General features: G+C 69.9%; 19 protein-coding genes. 12 read left to right on the forward strand and 7 right to left on the reverse strand.

The annotated features are described in order from the left end of the window. Nucleotides 1-63: 63 nt before the first annotated feature. Nucleotides 64-825 (reverse strand): SDR family oxidoreductase, encoded by a 762-nt coding sequence (locus VFE82_RS10385; RefSeq protein WP_325000235.1) that lies wholly within the window; start codon nucleotides 823-825, stop codon nucleotides 64-66. Between the two features lie 92 nt (nucleotides 826-917). Here VFE82_RS10385 and VFE82_RS10390 point away from each other — a divergent pair, with 92 nt between their 5' ends. After that, on the forward strand, nucleotides 918-1,844 hold the full coding sequence (locus tag VFE82_RS10390) for an AraC family transcriptional regulator (RefSeq protein WP_325000236.1): 927 nt from the start codon (nucleotides 918-920) through the stop codon (nucleotides 1,842-1,844). A gap of 34 nt (nucleotides 1,845-1,878) precedes the next feature. Here VFE82_RS10390 and VFE82_RS10395 read toward each other — a convergent pair whose 3' ends face one another. After that, nucleotides 1,879-2,775 carry a LysR family transcriptional regulator gene (locus VFE82_RS10395; protein ID WP_325000237.1) on the reverse strand — a complete coding sequence of 299 codons (897 nt, stop codon included), beginning with the start codon at nucleotides 2,773-2,775 and terminating at the stop codon, nucleotides 1,879-1,881. Nucleotides 2,776-2,877: 102 nt separating this feature from the next. Here VFE82_RS10395 and VFE82_RS10400 point away from each other — a divergent pair, with 102 nt between their 5' ends. From VFE82_RS10400 to VFE82_RS10410, 3 genes are read left to right on the forward strand one after another with little or no spacing between them, the layout of a single operon-like run. Further along, a complete protein-coding gene (locus tag VFE82_RS10400; protein WP_325000487.1) occupies nucleotides 2,878-3,747 on the forward strand; it encodes an NmrA/HSCARG family protein in 870 nt (289 codons plus the stop codon). A gap of 39 nt (nucleotides 3,748-3,786) precedes the next feature. Next, on the forward strand, nucleotides 3,787-4,275 hold the full coding sequence (locus VFE82_RS10405) for an AtaL-like protein (protein WP_325000238.1): 489 nt from the start codon (nucleotides 3,787-3,789) through the stop codon (nucleotides 4,273-4,275). Then, the gene (locus VFE82_RS10410) at nucleotides 4,272-4,940 is read left to right on the forward strand and encodes an SDR family oxidoreductase (RefSeq protein ID WP_325000239.1); all 669 of its coding nucleotides are present in this window, start codon (nucleotides 4,272-4,274) and stop codon (nucleotides 4,938-4,940) included. The genes VFE82_RS10405 and VFE82_RS10410 overlap by 4 nt, the downstream gene beginning before the upstream one ends. A gap of 78 nt (nucleotides 4,941-5,018) precedes the next feature. Here VFE82_RS10410 and VFE82_RS10415 read toward each other — a convergent pair whose 3' ends face one another. Further along, nucleotides 5,019-5,336, reverse strand: coding sequence for a DUF2000 family protein (locus VFE82_RS10415; protein WP_414708751.1), 318 nt, complete (start codon nucleotides 5,334-5,336; stop codon nucleotides 5,019-5,021). Nucleotides 5,337-5,553: 217 nt separating this feature from the next. Here VFE82_RS10415 and VFE82_RS10420 point away from each other — a divergent pair, with 217 nt between their 5' ends. The 6 genes from VFE82_RS10420 (at nucleotide 5,554) to VFE82_RS10445 (ending at nucleotide 8,726) form a co-directional block, all read left to right on the forward strand. Next, the gene (locus VFE82_RS10420) at nucleotides 5,554-5,946 is read left to right on the forward strand and encodes a hypothetical protein (protein ID WP_325000240.1); all 393 of its coding nucleotides are present in this window, start codon (nucleotides 5,554-5,556) and stop codon (nucleotides 5,944-5,946) included. Nucleotides 5,947-6,008: 62 nt separating this feature from the next. Further along, entirely contained in the window at nucleotides 6,009-6,305 is a 297-nt protein-coding gene (locus VFE82_RS10425; RefSeq protein ID WP_325000241.1) for a hypothetical protein, read from the forward strand. Nucleotides 6,306-6,420: 115 nt separating this feature from the next. After that, on the forward strand, nucleotides 6,421-6,828 hold the full coding sequence (locus VFE82_RS10430) for a GFA family protein (RefSeq protein ID WP_325000242.1): 408 nt from the start codon (nucleotides 6,421-6,423) through the stop codon (nucleotides 6,826-6,828). Nucleotides 6,829-6,869: 41 nt separating this feature from the next. Next, nucleotides 6,870-7,394 (forward strand): GNAT family N-acetyltransferase, encoded by a 525-nt coding sequence (locus VFE82_RS10435; RefSeq protein ID WP_325000243.1) that lies wholly within the window; start codon nucleotides 6,870-6,872, stop codon nucleotides 7,392-7,394. A 310-nt stretch (nucleotides 7,395-7,704) separates the two neighbouring features. Continuing rightward, nucleotides 7,705-8,148: a PACE efflux transporter gene (locus VFE82_RS10440; RefSeq protein ID WP_325000244.1), complete on the forward strand. Its 444-nt coding sequence runs from the start codon at nucleotides 7,705-7,707 to the stop codon at nucleotides 8,146-8,148. Between the two features lie 173 nt (nucleotides 8,149-8,321). Further along, the gene (locus VFE82_RS10445; protein ID WP_325000245.1) at nucleotides 8,322-8,726 is read left to right on the forward strand and encodes a hypothetical protein; all 405 of its coding nucleotides are present in this window, start codon (nucleotides 8,322-8,324) and stop codon (nucleotides 8,724-8,726) included. Nucleotides 8,727-8,963: 237 nt separating this feature from the next. Here the strand turns inward: VFE82_RS10445 and VFE82_RS10450 are convergent, their stop codons facing one another. Genes VFE82_RS10450 through VFE82_RS10465 form a run of 4 tightly spaced genes read right to left on the reverse strand, consistent with a single transcriptional unit; the run spans nucleotide 8,964 to nucleotide 15,335 of the window. Continuing rightward, complete coding sequence (locus VFE82_RS10450) at nucleotides 8,964-9,833, reverse strand: NAD(P)H-hydrate dehydratase (RefSeq protein ID WP_325000246.1); 870 nt, start codon at nucleotides 9,831-9,833, stop codon at nucleotides 8,964-8,966. A 16-nt stretch (nucleotides 9,834-9,849) separates the two neighbouring features. Further along, a complete protein-coding gene (locus VFE82_RS10455; protein WP_325000247.1) occupies nucleotides 9,850-10,608 on the reverse strand; it encodes a histidine phosphatase family protein in 759 nt (252 codons plus the stop codon). Between the two features lie 5 nt (nucleotides 10,609-10,613). After that, nucleotides 10,614-13,247, reverse strand: coding sequence for a DNA ligase D (gene ligD / locus VFE82_RS10460; protein ID WP_325000248.1), 2,634 nt, complete (start codon nucleotides 13,245-13,247; stop codon nucleotides 10,614-10,616). Between the two features lie 54 nt (nucleotides 13,248-13,301). Next, nucleotides 13,302-15,335 (reverse strand): PA2169 family four-helix-bundle protein, encoded by a 2,034-nt coding sequence (locus tag VFE82_RS10465; protein WP_325000249.1) that lies wholly within the window; start codon nucleotides 15,333-15,335, stop codon nucleotides 13,302-13,304. A 228-nt stretch (nucleotides 15,336-15,563) separates the two neighbouring features. On the opposite strand from VFE82_RS10465, the gene VFE82_RS10470 reads away from it, so the two are divergent. Together VFE82_RS10470 and VFE82_RS10475 are read left to right on the forward strand one after the other, a co-directional pair. Then, nucleotides 15,564-16,475 (forward strand): hypothetical protein, encoded by a 912-nt coding sequence (locus tag VFE82_RS10470; protein ID WP_325000250.1) that lies wholly within the window; start codon nucleotides 15,564-15,566, stop codon nucleotides 16,473-16,475. Between the two features lie 117 nt (nucleotides 16,476-16,592). Then, nucleotides 16,593-18,038, forward strand: a complete 1,446-nt coding sequence (locus VFE82_RS10475; protein WP_325000251.1) for an APC family permease — start codon at nucleotides 16,593-16,595, stop codon at nucleotides 18,036-18,038. Nucleotide 18,039 lies beyond the last annotated feature (1 nt).

Genomic DNA, 18,039 nt, shown 5'->3' on the forward strand with positions numbered 1-18,039 from the left:
AGCAGCCATCTGTTCCCGTTGCAGCGAGGTCAGCGCCTCCCGCGCAGGTGGTGCCAACGCGTCCTACCGTGCCCCCACTTCCGCTTCCTCCGCCCACGCAAGAGCATCGGCCCCCGCTGGAATTCGCATCGGTGCGGAGGCGTCGTTCGCCGCCCGCCAGACCGCCTCGGCGACATCCGCGGCACGGGTGCCCGGCCCCGTCATGGCCTGCATGCGCGCGAGCGTGTCGCGGATGAAGTCGCCGTACACCGCATCGCCGGGCCCCTCCAAGCGCTTGGCCGCGGTGGCCCGGAACTGCGTTTCCCCGGAGGAGCCCGGCAGCACCAGGTGCACGCGGATGCCGAACGGAGCGACCTCGCCGGCCAGCGATTCGGACAGGGCGTTCACGGCTGCCTTGGCCCCACGGTAAACGCCCACCAGCGGCAGCGGCTTGTAGGTGGCGCTCGAGGTGACGTTGACGATCACGCCCGAACCTCGCTGCCGCATGCCCGGCAGCACGGCCTGCGTCACGGCGATCGTGCCGAAGGTGTTGGTGTCGAAGAGGGCGCGGACGCTGTCGGCCGAAGTGAGTTCGACGGGCGCGGGGGCGCCGAAGCCGGCGTTGTTGACCAGCACGTCGACGGGACCTGCCGCCGCGACGGCTGCGGCAATGCTGGCGGCATCGGTGACGTCCAATTGAAGGACACGCAAGCGCGGTTCCGGCGGCAGCACGTCGGGACGCGGCGAGCGCATGGTGGCGATGACGTTCCAGCCGCGGTCGAGGAAAAGCTGGGCGGTGGCCAGGCCGAAACCGGAGGAGCAGCCGGTGATCAGAACGGTTTTCATGGGGGTCCTTGGTGTTGGAGCCCTGAGGTTAAGGACGGGCGCCCGGACTGGCTACACTGGGTCGTACAGATTTCTTTAGCGAGCGTCCAAGGATGGTCGATCCTCTTGCCGATGTGGTGGCGCTGCTCCGGCCCGCCGCCCGCTTCTCCAAGCAAGTGTCCGGCGCCGGACAGTGGCGCATCCGGCGCTCCGATGGCGGGGAGCCTTTCTATTGCGCGGTCCTGGAAGGCAGTTGCCACATCGCCCTGGACGACCAGGCGCCCGTGGCGCTCCAAGCCGGCGACTTCGTGCTGGTGCCTGCCGCGCACGCGGTTTGCATGACGAGCGCCGAGCCGCCGCCCGAGGACGTCCTGTCCACCCCGGTGGCCGTCGCGGAAGGCCTCTTCCGGATCGGCGCGCGGAAGGGCGAGGCCGACCTGCGCATCCTGGCCGGGCACTGCACCTTCGCATCACCCAACGCCGGGCTGCTGGTGTCGCTGCTGCCGCGCCTGATCCACGTGCGTGACGCGCCCCGGCTGTCGGCGCTGGTTCAACTGCTGGGCGAGGAGTCGCGCGCGAGGCGGCCCGCGCGCGATGTCGTGCTCGAGCGCCTGCTCGAGGTGCTGCTCATCGAGGCGCTGCGGTCGCCTGGCGAACAGGCGACTGTCTGGCCCGGACTGGCGCAGGGGCTGGCTGACCCCCGGCTGTCGACGGCGATCCGCGCCCTGCATGCAGACCCGACCCGCCCCTGGACGGTGGCCGCCATGGCGAAGGAAGCAGCGCTGTCCCGCTCGTCATTTTTCGCGCGCTTCCAGGCCAGGGTCGGCATGGCTCCGATGGAATACCTGCTGGCGTGGCGCATGGCGCTCGCCAAGGATCTCCTGAGCCACCGGGCCGCTGCCGTCGCGGAGATCGCGGCTCGCGTGGGCTATGGATCTGCCAGCACTTTCAGCGTGGCGTTCACGCGGCACGTCGGGCAGTCTCCGTCGCAGTTTGCGCGCGGGAAGGTGGCAGGTGGCTCGCAGCACATCGCGGCGTGAGCATGGACTTGGCCAGGCGGGGCCCGCTCGCTGGTCAATCTGCGTAGGAAGCCAATTCCTCGGGTGTGCCCTGCGGGAAGGCCTCCTTCAGCAAGTCCAGGAACGCTGACACGCGGGCGCTGAGCAGCCTGCGCGAGGGGTACAAGGCCCACAGTGCGATCTCCGGGCCGCGCACATCGCCCCAGCGCACCAAGGTGCCGGCGCCCAGATCGCGGGCCACCAGGGAGATCGGCAGGCGTGCGGCGCCGGCGCCGGCCCGAACGGCATCCCGGATCATGAAGAGCGATGACAAACGCAAGACGGGCTGCACCGCCATGTGCGTCTGCCCCTCCGCGCCGGACAGTTCCCATGAAGACGCCTGATCGCCGTCTCCACCGCCCCTGACCACCACCGGCACAGGCGAGTTGTCCGCAGTGCGGCCCAGAGACGGGCTTGCCACCACGACCAGCCGGTCCCTCAGGAAGGTGCGTCCCACCAGGTTCTCGTCCGGGTCCGGATTGACGCGGATGACCAGGTCGTACCCTTCTTCCACCATGTCGACGGGCCGATCCTCGGTCGTCACTTGGAGCCGCACCTGGGGGTGCTTCAGGGCGAACTGCGCGGCCAGCTTCCCCATTGCGACCTGCGAAAACAGCAGCGGCGCACTGACCATCAACCGGCCTCGGGGCGTCGCCGCGCCGGAAGCAATGGCCGCCGCCGTTTCGTCCAGTTGGGCGAGCAGGACGGCAGACCTCTCGAACAGTGCACGCCCCTCTTCGGTCAGCTTCAAGGTGCGGACTCCCCGTTCGAGCAGGCGCAGGTTGAGGCTGGCCTCCAGGTCGGACACCCGGCGCGACAGCGTCGCCTTGGGGCGCCCTGCCTCGCGTGACGCCTTGCCGAAGCCGCCGTGCCGGGCGACGAGATTGAAGTCAGCAAGCGCCAAGAGGTCCATTTTTGTTCCGCTGGTGAGACGATCCGTCCAAATATAAGGTCTATCGCGCCGCTGTTGGAACAAGGATCCTACGGGCTCCTGCAACCAACCCGAAAGCAAATCATGACCATCCTGATCACCGGCGCCACCGGCAACGTAGGCCGCCAAGTCGTTCAGCAACTCGTCAACCATGGGGGTGCCGTCCGTGCCCTGGTCCGCGACGTGTCCAAGGCCGCGTTTCCCACCAGCGTCGAGGTCGTCCAGGGCGACCTGCTGGACGTCCCGGCGCTGCGCCGCGCGCTTCATGGCGTGTCGACGCTGTTCCTGCTCAACGGCGTGGTGCCGGACGAGTTCACCCAGGCCCTCATGACGCTCAACCTGGCCCGTGAGGCCGGCATCCAGCGCGTCGTGTACCTCTCGGTCATTCACAGCGACCGCTACCTGAACGTGCCGCACTTCGCCGGCAAATACGGCGTGGAACGGATGCTCGAGCAGATGGGCTTCAGCGCCACCATCCTGCGTCCGGCCTACTTCATGGACAACGACCACACCGTCAAGGACGTCGTCCTGGGGTACGGGGTCTACCCGATGCCGATCGGCGCCAAGGGCTTGGCGATGATTGACGCGCGGGACATCGGCGAGATCGCGGCCCTCGAGCTGCTCCGCCGCGACCGCGCTCCGGAGTTGCTGCCGCTGGAGCGCATGAACCTGGTGGGCCCGGACACCCTGACAGGCGTCCAGGTCGCCGCCATCTGGTCGGACGCCCTGGGCCGGCCCATCGTCTATGGCGGCGACGACACGGCGGGCTTCGAGAAGAACCTGTTGCAGTTCATGCCGCCCTGGATGGCCTACGACATGCGCCTCATGAGCGAACGGTTCCTCACCGAAGGGATGGTGCCGGAAACCGGCGACCTCGAACGCCTGACGGCGCTTCTGGGCCGGCCGCTGCGCTCCTACCGCAACTTCGCTGCGGACATCGCGGCGTCCGCCTGAGCACGGGCGAGGAACCAAGCTTCAGATACGGACGACACCATGATCTATTCCACCGCGACCGTTCCGGTCAATCCCGAAGGGGAGCCGGCGCTCACCCGCTCGCAGGCCTGGGCGGGCCTCGTTCTCAAGGCTCGCGACGCCCGTCAGTTCCTGCCCCCGAACCTCTGCATCCGTTGCGACGTCGTCGAAGAAAGCGCCACGCACATCGTGCGGGAAGCGACGATCGCCGGCGCCGACCTGCGCGAGATCATCACATTCGAGGCGGGGAGCAAGGTCACGTTCTTCCAGGCCACAGGCCCACGGGAAGGAGCGATCGTCAATGAGCTGTTCGAAGACTCCACGGGCCAGCTGCAGCTTCGCTTCTATGGGTATCTGGGCCTGCGTGGCAAGGTTCCCGGCGGAGCCGAAGAGCAGGTCGAGCAGGCCTGGATGGACGGCGACAAGGGCTACAGGAGCGCGCTGCTGTCCACGCTCCAGCGCACCCGCGAACTGCTGGCGCAGGGCAAGCTGCAAGGGGTCGCTGGATGAACGCGCTCCACACTGCACAGACCGCGCGCGCGCGCCAGAAGGTCCTGGTTCTCGGCGCCACTGGCGGCACGGGGCGGCTGATCGTCCAGGAAGCCCTTGCACGCGGGCATGAAGTTCGCGCGTTGGTTCGTTCACCCGACAAGGCCAGGGGCCTGCAGGGAGCCGAGATCATCGTGGGGGACGCCCGGGATGAAGGGGCCTTGCGCATGGCGCTCCAAGGGATCGACGCCGTCTTCAGTGCCTTGGGCACGCCCGCGAGTCCTTTTCGCGCGGTCACTTCGCTTTCGGTCGCGACGAGTGCCCTGGTTCGCGCGATGACGGCGGCCGGAGTACGGCGGCTCGTTTGCGTCACCGGCATCGGCGCAGGCGACAGCGCGGGGCATGGCGGGTTCGTCTTCGACAGGCTGATCTTTCCCGCGCTATTGCGGCGCGTCTATGCCGACAAGAACCGGCAGGAAGCCATCGTCATGCACAGCGGCTTGGACTGGGTGCTCGTGCGTCCTGCCGTGCTGAACGACAAGCCCGCCAAGGAAGTTGTCCGGGCTCTCACGGATCTCACCGGGTTCCACGGAGGGACCATCGCGAGAGCCGACGTCGCGAAGTTCGTGGTGAACCAGGGTCAGGGAGATGCGTGGCTGCACCGCGCGCCGCTGATCTCCTGGTGATCCGGGAAGCCGGACCAGAGAGAACCGCTGGTAGGTCGTGCAGTTGCCGCCCGAACGGAACCGGCGGAGCCCAGCTCGTCAGGGATGCAGGCGAGCGCCCTTGGTGGCCTTGTCGACGTCCTCTTTCGGACCGTGCAGCGCCAGGCCAACCAGATCCGGCGCGACGGGCGGCTCTGCGCGGAAGGCCGCGCGGTTGGCGGCATCGTGGCCGGTCTCGAACATCGCGCGGACGTAGGCACTTCGGTCCAACGCCCGCTGGATGCCTTGTTGCCAAGCTCGCTGCAGGATCTCGGACTGCGCGGCGCTGCGAAGAGCGCTGAAGATCGGCCATCCAGGCCAGCTGGGCGCACGGCACTTCCCGGTATCGTCTCCATCGAAATCGCAATCCTTGCCCACTCGCCTGCTTGCTGGCAGACTGCCTGACCGAGGACAAGCACTTGCCGGATTGGTGATCCGGCAGTTTGATCCAAGAGGTCCCCAGCTCTCTTGCGGAGGGATCACAGGCCACGGTTCGAAGAGCTGGTTGGAAAGGGCGGACGACGAAGATGCACGGGCGCCAAGAACTTACGCGCGCTGGACGCGCCACGTCATTCCGCACGTGCGGGAGACCAGAGTGATCCTTGCGGTCTACATGACGTTGGGCCTCATGAAGAGCGTCGGGCGATCTTTGGTCCGGTCACTGTCGCCGGAGCAGGTATTGGGTTCGCCGTGGCGCGCCCTCAACGCTGACGAACTCGCCCGGTACCTTCGTCGCTTGATCGTCGCGGAGCGCAAGTGCATGAACGGCGATTACCCCCGGTGGATGCGGCCGCGGTTCACATGGCGTCGGCTCTCCGTTGCACATCGTCTTCTGGCGCTCGGCGGCCGCGTTGATCCGCAGGTCTTCACCCAGCCCAACGCCCGTGCTTGGTCGCCTGAGTCACGTCCGACCAGCGTTCCGGCGCGGTACTCCTGGCGTGGTGTGTTCTCGTTGGTTCCGCTGCCGGAAGGTGCGCATGATGCTTAACCTGTCGTTCGACACCGACATGCACCGGCAGTGCGCCGGTCAACTCAGACGTTAGGACTCACATGAAGATCAATCGTGCGGCGTACCTCGTCGCGCTAGGAGTTGCGCTCTCCGCCTGCTCCCAGGACGTTCTGACGGTGCGCGTCCTTCCTGAGCAATACGAGGTAGGTGAAGTGAAATCCCGGCTGGCTACGCCAGCCGTAGACGAGACGGTCAGGCTGAACCCGAGCGAGGTGCAGATGCACGTGTGTCACGGTACGCCACCCGCAAAGGCCATTCAGTTCGAGACCGAGTTGAAGGCTCGCTACAAGGGCAAAGTGTCGTTGGCTTTCCTAGAGGCAAGCAGATGTCCCGCATAGCAAAGGGTCCGCATCCGCTGGCGCTGAGCCCTCACATGGCAGTCGACCGACACGTTCTTTGGGCCAGCTCTCGCCGGCCGACAGTCCGCCGCCCATTTCCACGCTAGGGCGCGCAATGACCACCCCCATCGCTCGCGGATCGTGTCGATGTGGCGCCGTCCGCTTCTGCGCAGCGTTTCCCTCCAAGTGGGTCTCGCACTGCCATTGCGAAGACTGCCGCCGCGCTCATGGCGCACCACTCGTCACCTGGGCCGGGTTCCCCAGCGAGCAGTTCTTCCTCGAGGCTGGCGCCGAGAGCCTCACCTGGTATGAGTCGAGTGCGGGCGCAAAGCGCGGCTTCTGCGCGGTATGCGGAAGCCCGATGCTCTTCCAGTCAGTGCGCTGGCCCGGCGAGATGCATGTTGCGAGGGCGCTGTTTTCCGATCCGCTGGACCAGGAGCCGAACGAGCACGCCTCCTACGCGAGCCGCGTTCCATGGCTCGACGTGAATGACGATCTCCCGAAGAACGCCAGCCAGAACTGAGAGAGTGAACCAGCAGCGAGACCGCACCTTCGAACATGCGCTTGCAACCAGTCAGCTTTCGTCCAGGCGAACACGCCGACGCGGTGAAGATTGCCGCCTTGTCGGTGCATGTCTTCCTGGACACGTATGCCACAGAGGGCGTGAGAAGCGATCTCGCACGAGAGGCGTTTCACGAGTACTCCGAGCGGGCGTTCCTTGCCCGGCTTTCCGACCCCCGTCGGAGGTTCATCCTGGCTGAGGCTCACGCGGGCCTGGTCGGCTTTGCGGAGCTGGAGATCCGGCGCCAGGCACCCGTGCCGGGACTCACTGGCTGCGAGTTGGTGCGCCTCTACGTCCAGCCGCGATCGCAGCGGTGTGGGGTGGGCTCTTCGCTGCTGCGCAGAGCTGAAGAGATGGCGCAGGAGGGGAACACACCCGTCCTCTGGTTGTCCGTGTGGGAAGGCAACGCGCGGGCGCTGGCCTTCTATGCCGCAATGGGCTACGCCGTGATGGGGGCAAGCACCTATGCCCTCGAGGGACGGGAGTATGGCAACCAGGTGGTGGCAAAGCGGCTGCGCGCGGTCTGACAGATCGCTTTCCCGCGCATGGCGCGCGAAGAACAGACTGTTTGCTTGCTGTGTTCTTGGGGCGGGTCTGCTTCTATACGCGGCGGGGCTGCGGATTTTCGCCTTTGTCACTCCGCATCATTGATGGCGGCTCAAGCACCGCACCGACCGGATCCGTCTCACGAGAACGCCCCTCGCCGGAGCAGGGCGGCCCCTACAATCCGCCAACGCTCCCCATGCGGCACACGGCACGCGGAGGGGCGAGGAGGAACGACCTCCCCCGTCGCGGGAAAGAATGTCCGGGACGGCCCGGCGCAACTTCCTCCTGCCCATGACACCGACAAGCCGCCGCGTTCTCCAGGCCGCCCTCTACGAACTGATCGCCATCGCCGTGGTCGGCCCGGTGCTCAGCCTCGCGTTCGACAAGTCGCAGACGTCCACCCTCGGACTGGCCGTCGTGCTGTCCACGATCGCGCTGATGTGGAACTACGCCTTCAACTGGATCTTCGAGCGCTGGGAGTCGCGACAGGTGGTGCGCGGCCGATCGTTCGCCAGACGGCTGGCACACGGCCTGGGCTTCGAGGGTGGGCTGGCGATCATCCTGATCCCGGTCATGTCGCTCTGGCTGGAGATTTCGTGGAAGGCCGCCCTCGCCGCCAACCTGGGGCTCCTCGCGTTCTTCTTCGTCTACGCCATGGCGTTCACATGGGCCTTCGATCGCATCGTCGGCCTGCCTGCGTCGGCCGCCGGAAACCGTCCAGACGCTGACCGTTAGCCAGGCGCTTGCGCGGGTGCGACGCACGTCGTGCCGCCGGAGAGCCGACGGCCGCGTCACTGGCATGCGGGCGTTCACGCGAACTTTGCACGGCGGACGCGGGACTGGCGTGCGCCTTCATCGACGGTTCACCCACCTCGCCACACCATGGAGCCTCACACCAGGAGTCTTCCATGCACAGCATCTTCTCCGCCAAGACTGCCCTCGCTGCTGCCATCGCGCTCGGCACCCTCGCCGCTGCCCCGGGCGCACGCGCCGAGGGCGTGTCGCACGGCTTCATCTCCGTGACGGTGGGCACGCCCGTGCGCCAGGTGCAGCCCGTGGCGGTGCACGGCCGACCCGCGCGCGCCGACCTGGCGCCGGTGCCGGTGTTCGTGCAGCCGCGCGACGCGCGCGGACCCGAGCGGCGCAACCACGAGCGCGGCCCGTGGGGCGACATCGACCATGATGGCATTCCGAACCGCCATGACCGGCACGACGACCGCCGTGTGGCCGCGTACGGGCCCCGGAGCGACGCCGACCGCGACGGCGTCCTGAACCGCCACGACCGCGCGCCGTACGACCCGCGCTTCCGGTGAACGCCAGGGGCGCGCCCGCGGCTTTGACGGACGCCAGGCGGCTCACGAGAGGTGTTCAGGAGCGCCGGCCGGGCAGGTCCACCATCGTGCCCAGCAGCCCACGCCGGGACTGCATGGACAAAGGCCCGGGCCGCAGGCGCTGGCGACGGGCGAGGGTTGAGGTGCTGCGGCGTGCGCCCGGCGAATGGCTGCGGCTGCTTCCATGAGCGCCGGCCGAGGAGACCTGAGCGCGGCCGTTCAGGCTTCCAGCGTGCGCAGCACGGCCAGCATCTCCTGCGGGATCTCGCGCGCCAGATAGCCCACCGGCCCCAGCCGTTCGGCCAGCCGGTCGCCCGCCTGGGCATGCAGCAGCACGCCCCAGGCGCAGGCCTGCTCGAGCGTCGCGCCGCGGGCGCACAGCCCGGCAATGGCACCGGCCAGCGTGTCGCCGGAGCCCGACGTCGCCAACCCCCGGTTGCCCCCCTCGTGTAGCCACAGCCGCCCGTCCGGCGCGGCGATCACGGTCCGGGGGCCCTTGACCGCGACGACGGCGTTCCAGCGCCGCGCCGCGTCGGTGGCCGCAGCCACCGGGTCGGCCAGCACGGCGTCCTTGCTCGCGCCCGTGAGGTGGGCCATCTCGCCAGCGTGTGGCGTGAGCAGCAGCGGTTCCTCGAAGCGGCCCACCTCCGGCGCCGCCTCCATGGCCAGTGCATCCAGGACGGCGGCCCTGCCCCGGAGCGCCGGCAGCAGCGCGGCCATGAAGCGGCGCGTGCCTTCGGGGTCCATCAGTCCGGGACCGACCAGCACGCAACCCGCGTGGCGCAGGGGGCGCTCGAGCAGCTCCACGCCGGCCGGCGCGAAGCCGCCCTGCGCGGTCTCGGGCAGCGCGATCACGCGGGCCTCGGGCATGGCGAACGCCATCTGCGCGGCCACCGAGGCGCCGGTCGCGATGGCCAGCTTGCCGGCGCCGGTGCGCAGGGCGGCGGTGCCCGCGAGCACGGCCGCGCCCGGCACTTCCCGGCTGCCGGCGATCACGAGGACGCGGCCGCGGGCCTCCTTGTCCGCGTCGTCGGACAGCGCCGGCAGTGCCCAGTCGCGCAGCGCCTGCGCATCGATCCGCTTTGGCATGGCCGTCGCGTCCATCTCAGGGCTTAGCCGCGACCGGGGCGTCCGGCTCGACGGTGACGGGCGCGCCGGCTTCACGCAGCGGCGCGACGAAGTTCACCAGGTCGACCTGCAGCTGGTTGCGCGCGGGGTCGAGCTCGTACGAGGTCACGCCGCAGTTGGGCACGTCGCCGCGCCGGTCCAGCTCCAGGATCTCGTGCTCCTCCAGGCATTCGATCAGGTAGCGCATGCAATTGACGATGACCTGGTGGGCCACGATCAGCACGCGCTGGCCGGCGTGCTCGCGCGTGACCATCTCGACGACGCTGCGCAGCCGCAGGATCACGTCGCACCAGCTTTCCCCGCCGGGCGGGCGGAAATAGAACTTGCCCACGTGGGCGCGCTGCGCGGCCAGCTCCGGATGGTGCTGGCGGATGCCGAACACGGTGAGCCGGTCCAGGATGCCGAACTCCTTCTCGCGCAGGCGCTCGTCGGTGCGCACGCGCACGCTGCGGGGGTCGAGGCCCGCGGCCTCCATCAGCGCGCGCGTGGTCTCGCGCGCCCGCACGTAGGGCGAGGTCAGCACCACCTCGGGCCGTCGGCCGGGCGGCAGCTCGCCGAACCACTCGCCCAGCGCGCGCGCCTGCAGGCGGCCGAGGTCCGACAGCGGCACGTCGATGTCGCGCTCGGCGATGTCGATCCGCGGCAGACCGGCGGCTTCGGCCGCATCGCGCGCCACGTTGCCGGCGCTCTGCCCGTGGCGCACGATCCAGAGGGTCTGGGGCCAGTCGTTCGACATGCGCGTCAGGCCGGCTCGAAGCCCAGCCGCTTCATGGCGGCCTTGGGCGAGACGGCACTCGCCGCATAGCCCTCCCAGGGCGCGTTGCCCTCGCCGAGGCGCTCGTGGACGGTCGAGACCGTCCAGTGGGCACCGCTGCGCAGGCCCTTCAGCTCGTCCCAGCGCACCGGCACCGAGATGCCCAGGCCTGGACGCGCCCGGGCCGACCAGGCGGCCACCGTGGTGGCGCCGAAGCCGTTGCGCAGGTAGTCGATGAAGATGCGGCCGACGCGGTTCTTCGGCCCGCTCTTGGCCACGAACCTCTGGGGGATGGTGCGGGCCAGGTGCTGCACGATGGCCTGCGAGAAGTCCTTGACGGGATCCCAGCCGTACGGGCCTTTCAGAGGCACGACCACGTGGAGCCCCTTGCCCCCACTGGTCTTGAGCCAGGCCGGCAGCCCGAGCTCGGTGAGGAAGGCCTGAACCAGCAGCGCGGCTTCCTGCATCTGCGTCCACTCGACGCCGTCGCCCGGATCGAGGTCGAAGGTCATCCGGTCGGGCGTGGTGCTGGACTTCGCGAGCGCGTTCCAGGTGTGGAACTCCACGACGTTCATCTGGGCCGCGGAGAGCAGGCCCTCGGGCGTGGCGATCTCGAGCATGGCTGGATGCCCGGGGAAGATCGACGGATCGAGCTGCACCACGCCTGCCATCTTGTAGCGCTCCAGGTGCTTCTGGAAGAACAGCTGGCCCCCGACCCCGTCGGGCGCGCGCACCAGCGAGATCGGCCGGCCCTGCACGTGCGCCATCATCAGCGGCGCCACCAGCGCGTAGTAGCGCACCAGGTCGATCTTGGTGGTGCCGCTGGCGGGATCGATCACGCGTTCGGGGTGGCTGACCTTCAGCGCGGACGGCAGGGGAACCGCGGGGGCCGCGACGGCGGGGGCGGACGATGCCGTCGTTGCCGCCTGCGTCGCGCCGCGGCGCGACGCAGGCGCCTTTGCCGCGGCGGCCTTCGCGCGGGTGGCCGGCAGCGCCTGCGGCACCTCGCGCGTGATGCGCTGCGGCGGCTTGTCGGCGCGCAGACCGTGGAAGACGGAATGCCGGATGCGGCCCTCGCGCGTCCATTCGCCGAACGAGATCTCGGCCAGCAGCTCCGGGCGCACCCAGTGCGCGTTGCGCGGCAGGCCGGGCGTGGGGGCGAACGGCGGGCGTGGCGCGGCCAGCGCGTCCAGCTGCTCGCGCAACTCCTTGAGCGAGCGCTCGTTGAAGCCGGTCCCCACGTTGCCTGCGTATTGCAGCCGGCCGTCCTGGTCGTGGATGCCCAGCAACAGGGAGCCGATGCCGGTGCGCGATCCTTTCGGATCGGTGAAGCCGCCGATCACGAACTCCTGGCGCTGCGTGCACTTGAGCTTGAGCCAGTCGCCCGAACGACGGGTCACGTAGGGCGCGTCCCGGCGCTTGGCGATCACGCCTTCCAGGCCGAGCTGGCAGGCCGAGGCGACCACGTCCTGTGGCCGCGCCTCGAACACCTCGGAGAAGCGCACGTTCGGTTGCGGCTGGCGCTGCACGATGCGCTGCAGGACGGCCCGGCGCTCCTCCAGGGGGACCTGGCGCAGGTCGTAGCCGGCGCAGTACGGCAGGTCGAACAGGTAATAGACGATGTCGGCCGTGCGGGCCGTGTCGAACGCCCCTTGCAGGGCCTGGAAGTCGGAGGGCGAGCTGCGCCCGGGCATGATGATCTCGCCGTCGTACCAGCCGTCGGGCAGTGCCATGGCCTGCAGCGCCGCCTTCAGCTCGGGCATGCGGCTGGTCCAGTCGTTGCCGTTTCGGGTGATCAGCTGCACCTGGCCACCTTCGGCGCGGGCGAGCATGCGGTAGCCATCGAACTTGATCTCGTACAGCCAGTCCTGCGCCTGCGCAGGGGGGCCGTCGGCGAGGGTGGCCAGCTGCGGCTGCAGTTCTGCCGGCAGGTCGGCCGCGATGGCGCCTGCGGGCGGCCCCGAGGCGGCCGCGGAGGCCGCGGGGGCCGCGGCCGGCGGCAGCGCGGCGCTGTCCGGGTGCGGTTGCAGCGTGGTCACGGGCCGGTCTTCGAGCGCGCCCACGCTCTCCGGCCGCTCGTCCACGACGCTGTAGTCCGCCGCCGGACGGGCGAAGTCGTCCTTCTCCTTGATCAGCAGCCAGGGGTCTTCGCGGCCATTGCCGCGGCCCTTCATCCGCACCAGCGTCCAGTGGCCCTGCAGCTTGTGGCCGCGCAGCTCGAACTTGAGCTTGCCCTCACGCCAGCCGCGGTGCGGGTCTTCCAGCGGGATCCAGGTGCCCTTGTCCCAGATGATGACCTTGCCGGCCCCGTAGTTGCCTTTCGGGATCTCGCCCTCGAAGCGGTTGTAGGCGATCGGGTGGTCCTCGGTCGGCATCGCCATCCGCTTGTCGTGCGGATCGAAGCTCGGGCCCTTGGGCACGGCCCAGCTCTTCATCGTGCCTTCCAGCTCGAGGCGGAAGTCGTAGTGCAGCCGCGTCGCCCAGTGCTTCTGGATCACGAACGCCCGCGCCTGCTCGTTGGGCACGCCGCCTTCGGCCGGCTCGGGCGTGGCATCGAACCTGCGCTTGGCCCGGTAGGTCTTCAGCGCTTCGGCGGGGGAGGGGCGGTCGTCGTCACTCATCGTCGGCAGGGCGCCGGCAGCGGCGAGGGCGCGGGGCGTAGGGCCCCGCTGCCTTCAGGAGGCTGCGCGGAACTGGTCCCTCAGCATCTTGATCTGGTCGTGGTTGCGCTGCACGCCCTGGTACTGGCGCTCCACCACCTGCTTGATCTGCTCGGGCAGGGGCTGCTTGAGCGCCTTGCGGTAGCGCGCCAGCGCGTTGTCTTCGCCACGCTCGCATTCCTCCAGCACCGCCTTGTCGTCCTGGGTGCTGAGCGCCGACTTCACCGACACCCAGCCGCGGTGCACCGCACCCATCGCGCTGCCGCCGGTCTCGACCTGGCCGCCCAGCCCGAGGATCTGCTGGTTCAGTTCGTCGGCCCCCCGACGGCAGTCGTCCGCGCGCTGCTGGAACAGCGACTTCAGATCCTGCCGGTCCGTGCGCTCGGCGCTCTCGCGAAAGCCGTACTCGCCGTCCTTGCAGCACTCCACCAGGTCGGTGAGGGCGTCGATCACGTCGGTGCGGTCGCCGCTGGTGTTGCCGGCGCTCTGCGCACTGCCGACCCAGCCGGCCGCGCCGGTGTCCTGGCCCGAGCCGCTGCCCAGGCCCGAGCTTTGGCTCTGGCTCTGGCCCATCGACGAACCGCCGGCCAGGCCCAGGCCGGCGCCGGCACCCGCGGCCATGCCAGTGGTGCCCATGCCGCCGCCCGTGGACGTGCTGCCGCCCGCCGGCGACGCGTTGCCGGCGTCGTTGCCCCGGGCCCGGTATTCGTTGCGCAGGCGCTTGATCTCGTCGTGGTTGCGCTGCACGCCCTGGTACTGCCGCTCGACCAGCTGCTTGACCTGCGGCGGCAGCGGCTGCTGCAGCGCCTTGCGGTAGCGGGCCAGGGCGTTGTCCTCGCCGCGCTCGCACTCCTCGAGCACGGCCTTGTCGTCGTAGGTGGTGAGCTTGGACTTCACCGAGACCCAGCCGCGGTGCATGGCGCCCAGCGCGCTGCCGGCATCCTCGACCGAGCCGCCAAGCCCGCGGATCTCCTGGTTCAACTGCTCGGCTCCGCGGCGGCAGTCGTCCGCGCGCTGCAGAAAGGTCTGCTTCAGGTCCTGGCTCTTGGCCTGTTCGGCGCTCTCGCGGAAACCGTACTCGCCGTCCTTGCAGCACTCGACCAGGTCCTGCAGCGCGTCGACCACGTCGCCCCGGTCGCCGCTGGTGTTGCCGGCGCTCTGCACCGCGCCGGCCAGTCCGGCGGCGCCGGTGTTCTGTGCCGCGCCCGTGCCGCCCCCCATGCCGGAGCCCAGGGTGGAGCCGGTCGGCCCGCCGGTCGACCCGGTACCGCCGGTGATCCCGGAGCCCGCGTCGGCCTCGCGGCCGATGCCGCGGCCGCTTTCCAGACCCGTGGTGCCCATGCCGGCCGCACTGCTGCGGCCGCCGATGTCCTGGTCCATGCCGATGCTGGAGCCCACCAGGTCGGTGCCGGCCGCCCCGGCCAGGCTGCCGGCGCTGCTGCCGCCCGCCAGGTCGTTCGCGCGCACCATGGCGGTGTCGCTGCCCATCGCTCCGGAGCCACCGCCCAGCGCGCCCGAGCCGCCGGTCGCACCCATGCCGCCCGTCAAGCCGGTGCCGCCTGCAGTGCCCGTGCCGGTGCCAGTCCGCAGGGTTTCCACCCGATCCCACGCGGCGCGCGTGGCCGGACGGGCCTGCTGCCAGTCCAGGCCCGAGCTGGCGCGGGAGGCCTGCCATTCGGAGGCCAGGCGCGGCTCGGCGGCGTCCCAGTCGGTGTCATGCTGCATGCGGCCGCGCACGCCGTGCATGTAGGCCGGGCCATAGTCGTCGAAGGTGCGGCCCTGCTCGTAGTACGGCTCGCGGGTGTAGTTGTCGCGCCAGTGCGATTCCTCGGCCGTGGGGTTCACCGCTTCGGCGGCCGCCTTGCCGGCCAGCCCGCCCACCACGGCACCGATCACGCCGCCCACCAGCGTGCCCACCGGCCCGCCGATCGTGCCGGCTGCCGCGCCGGCCATCGCGCCGCCGGCTGCGCCCACGCCAGTGCCGACCGGATGCGCCCCGGGTTCGTCGGTGAGGGGGTCGCGGTTCAGATCCTTGTCTTCTGCAGCCATGTGAGTACTCCTTGTGTCGTTGGTCGGCGTGGCGCCCCGCTGGGACGCGTCGACGGCCATCTTCCGGCGCAGCTGGGAAACTGGGCCGTCAGCCAACCATTGGACCGGGTGTAGGAAAGCCGCCAGTGGCGTGCGGCCCCCGCGAACGAGGGCGCACAGCCGAAGCCATGCGCGTCCTACAGCGCCCGGGCAGCGGCGCGCGCAACCTGCACGGACGAGGAGCCAGCCATGCCATCCACGCCCCCCTGTTCTCCAATCCGCAGCCGCCACGCGCTGGCCGCAGGCCTGCTGAGCCTGGCCGCCCTGCTCGCGCCGGCGGCGTCCCGGGCCGACGCGACGGAGCTGCGCGCGAGCCATGCGCAACTGCGCGACCAGCTGCGGCCCAATGCCCACGGCCACGCGCTGCACATCGATTCGGTCGAGCAGCAGGACCGGCTCACCGGCGACGTGTTCGCGGTGCTCGACCATCCGTTTGCCAAGGTCAGCGCTGCGCTGCGAGAGCCGGCCAACTGGTGCGACATCCTCATCCTGCCGTTCAACACCAAGTCGTGCCACGTGCAGAACGCGGGCGGGGACACCGCGCTGCTGGTGCGGATCGGGCGCAAGTACGACCAGCCGCCCGAGCAGGCGTACCGGCTGCAGTTCGGCTGGCGCAGCGCCGCGTCGCAGCCCGACTACTTCGAGACGCGGCTGCAGGCGGCCGACGGGCCGGTGGGCACGCGCGACTACCGGATCCAGGTGTCGGCCACGCCGATCGAGGGAGGACGCACCTTCCTGCGGCTGAACTACTCGTACGGCTTCGGGTTCAGCGGCCGCATGGCGATGCAGGCCTACCTCGGCACCGTGGGCGCGGACAAGGTCGGCTTCACCGTGACGGGACGCGACCGCGACGGCCAGCCGCAGTACATCCGTGGCGTGCGCGGCGCCATCGAGCGCACCTCGATGCGCTACTACCTCGCCATCGATGCCTACCTGCAGGCGGCCAGCGCTCCCGCGCCCCAGCAACTCGAGCGGCGGCTGCAGGCCTGGTTCGACAGCAGCGAGCGCTACCCCCGCCAGCTGCACGAGATGGACCGCAGCACCTATCTCAGCATGAAACGGCACGAGGTCGAGCGCCAGCAGACGGCGCTCCGGGACTAGGGTTCCAGCCCGGCTTCACGGCCGCCGACAGGGCGCGGCATCCCGTCCGACAGCGGAACGCGGCGGAACCGACGCAGGATGCCCCGGCCGCGACCTGCGGCGCAGTTGGGGAGTTCCATGGACTTCGCTCCGGATCCTTCGTTCGGCGAGCCGCCACGGCAGCCGTCGGCACGGCCTGCCGCACCGGCCGCGGTGCTCGGCATCCGCCCTGCGGTCATGCTCATCGTCGGCGTGGTGGTCGGGGCCGGGATCTTCAAGGCGCCCTCGATGGTGGCCAGTCTGGCAGGCACCCCGTCCTGGATGTTCGCCGCATGGCTGCTGGGCGGCGTCATCTCGCTGGCCGGCGCCCTCTGCTACGCCGAGCTGGCCACCACCTGGCCGCACGCCGGCGGCGACTACCACTTCCTGTGCCGGGCCTACGGCCGCTCGGTGGGGTTCCTGTTCGCGTGGGCACGCTTTTCCGTCATCACGACCGGCTCCATTGCGCTGCTGGCCTTCGTCTTCGGCGACTACATGCAGCAGGCACTGCCGCTGCCCGGTGGTCCGGCGGTCGGCGCCGCGCTCTATGCCGCGGCCGTCGTCCTGGTGCTCTGGGCGGTCAACGCGCGTGGCCTGCGCACGGGCACTTCGGCGCAGAGCTGGCTGACCGGGGTCGAGGTGGCGGGGCTGCTGCTGCTGGGCGTCGCCGCCCTGTGGCTGATCGCCGGCCTTGCCGGCCAGGCGGCGCCGCCCGCCGATGCCCTGACAGGCGTGGCACCACCCGGCCCGGCGACCTTCGGGCTGGCCATGGTCTTCGTGCTGCTCACCTACGGTGGCTGGAACGAGGCCGCCTACATCAGCGCCGAGATGCGGCACCGGCGGGACATCGCGCGCGCGCTGGTCCTGTCGATCCTGGTCATCACCGCGCTCTACATGCTGGTGACCTGGGCCTACTGGCGCGGCCTGGGCTTCGCGGCCATGGCCAGGTCCGAGACCGTGGCCGCCGACCTGATGCGGGTGGCCTTCGGGCCGGTCGGCGAGAAGGCGATCTCGCTGCTGGTGGCCCTGGCCGCACTGACGTCGATCAACGCCACCATGATCGTGGGAGCCCGCACGCAGTACGCGCTGGGCGGCGACTGGACGCTGCTGGCCAGGCTGGCCGCCTGGGACAGCGAACGCGGGACGCCGGTGGTCGCCATGCGCGTGCAGAACATCGCGGCATTGCTCCTGGTCGCGCTGGGTGCCTGGGCCGGCGGCGGCTTCCGCTCGATGGTGGAGTTCACCGCCCCGGTGTTCTGGCTGTTCTTCCTGCTGGTGGGCGTTTCGCTGTTCGTGCTGCGCCGGCGCGAGCCCGCGGCGCACCGCCCGTTCCGCGTGCCGCTCTACCCGGTGCTGCCCGTGCTGTTCTGTGCGACCTGCGCGTACATGCTGTGGTCGAGCCTGTCGTTCGTGTCCAGCCAGTCGCTGGGCGGCTTCAACGCTGCCTGGATCGGCGTGGCCGTGATGGCCCTCGGAGGCGTCCTGCTCCTGCTGCTGCGGTGGCGCTCCGGTCCGGCAAGTCCCTTCCCGCAACCCGACCGATGAA

This window comes from Ramlibacter sp., from assembly GCF_035655895.1.
Taxonomy (GTDB): domain Bacteria; phylum Pseudomonadota; class Gammaproteobacteria; order Burkholderiales; family Burkholderiaceae_C; genus Ramlibacter.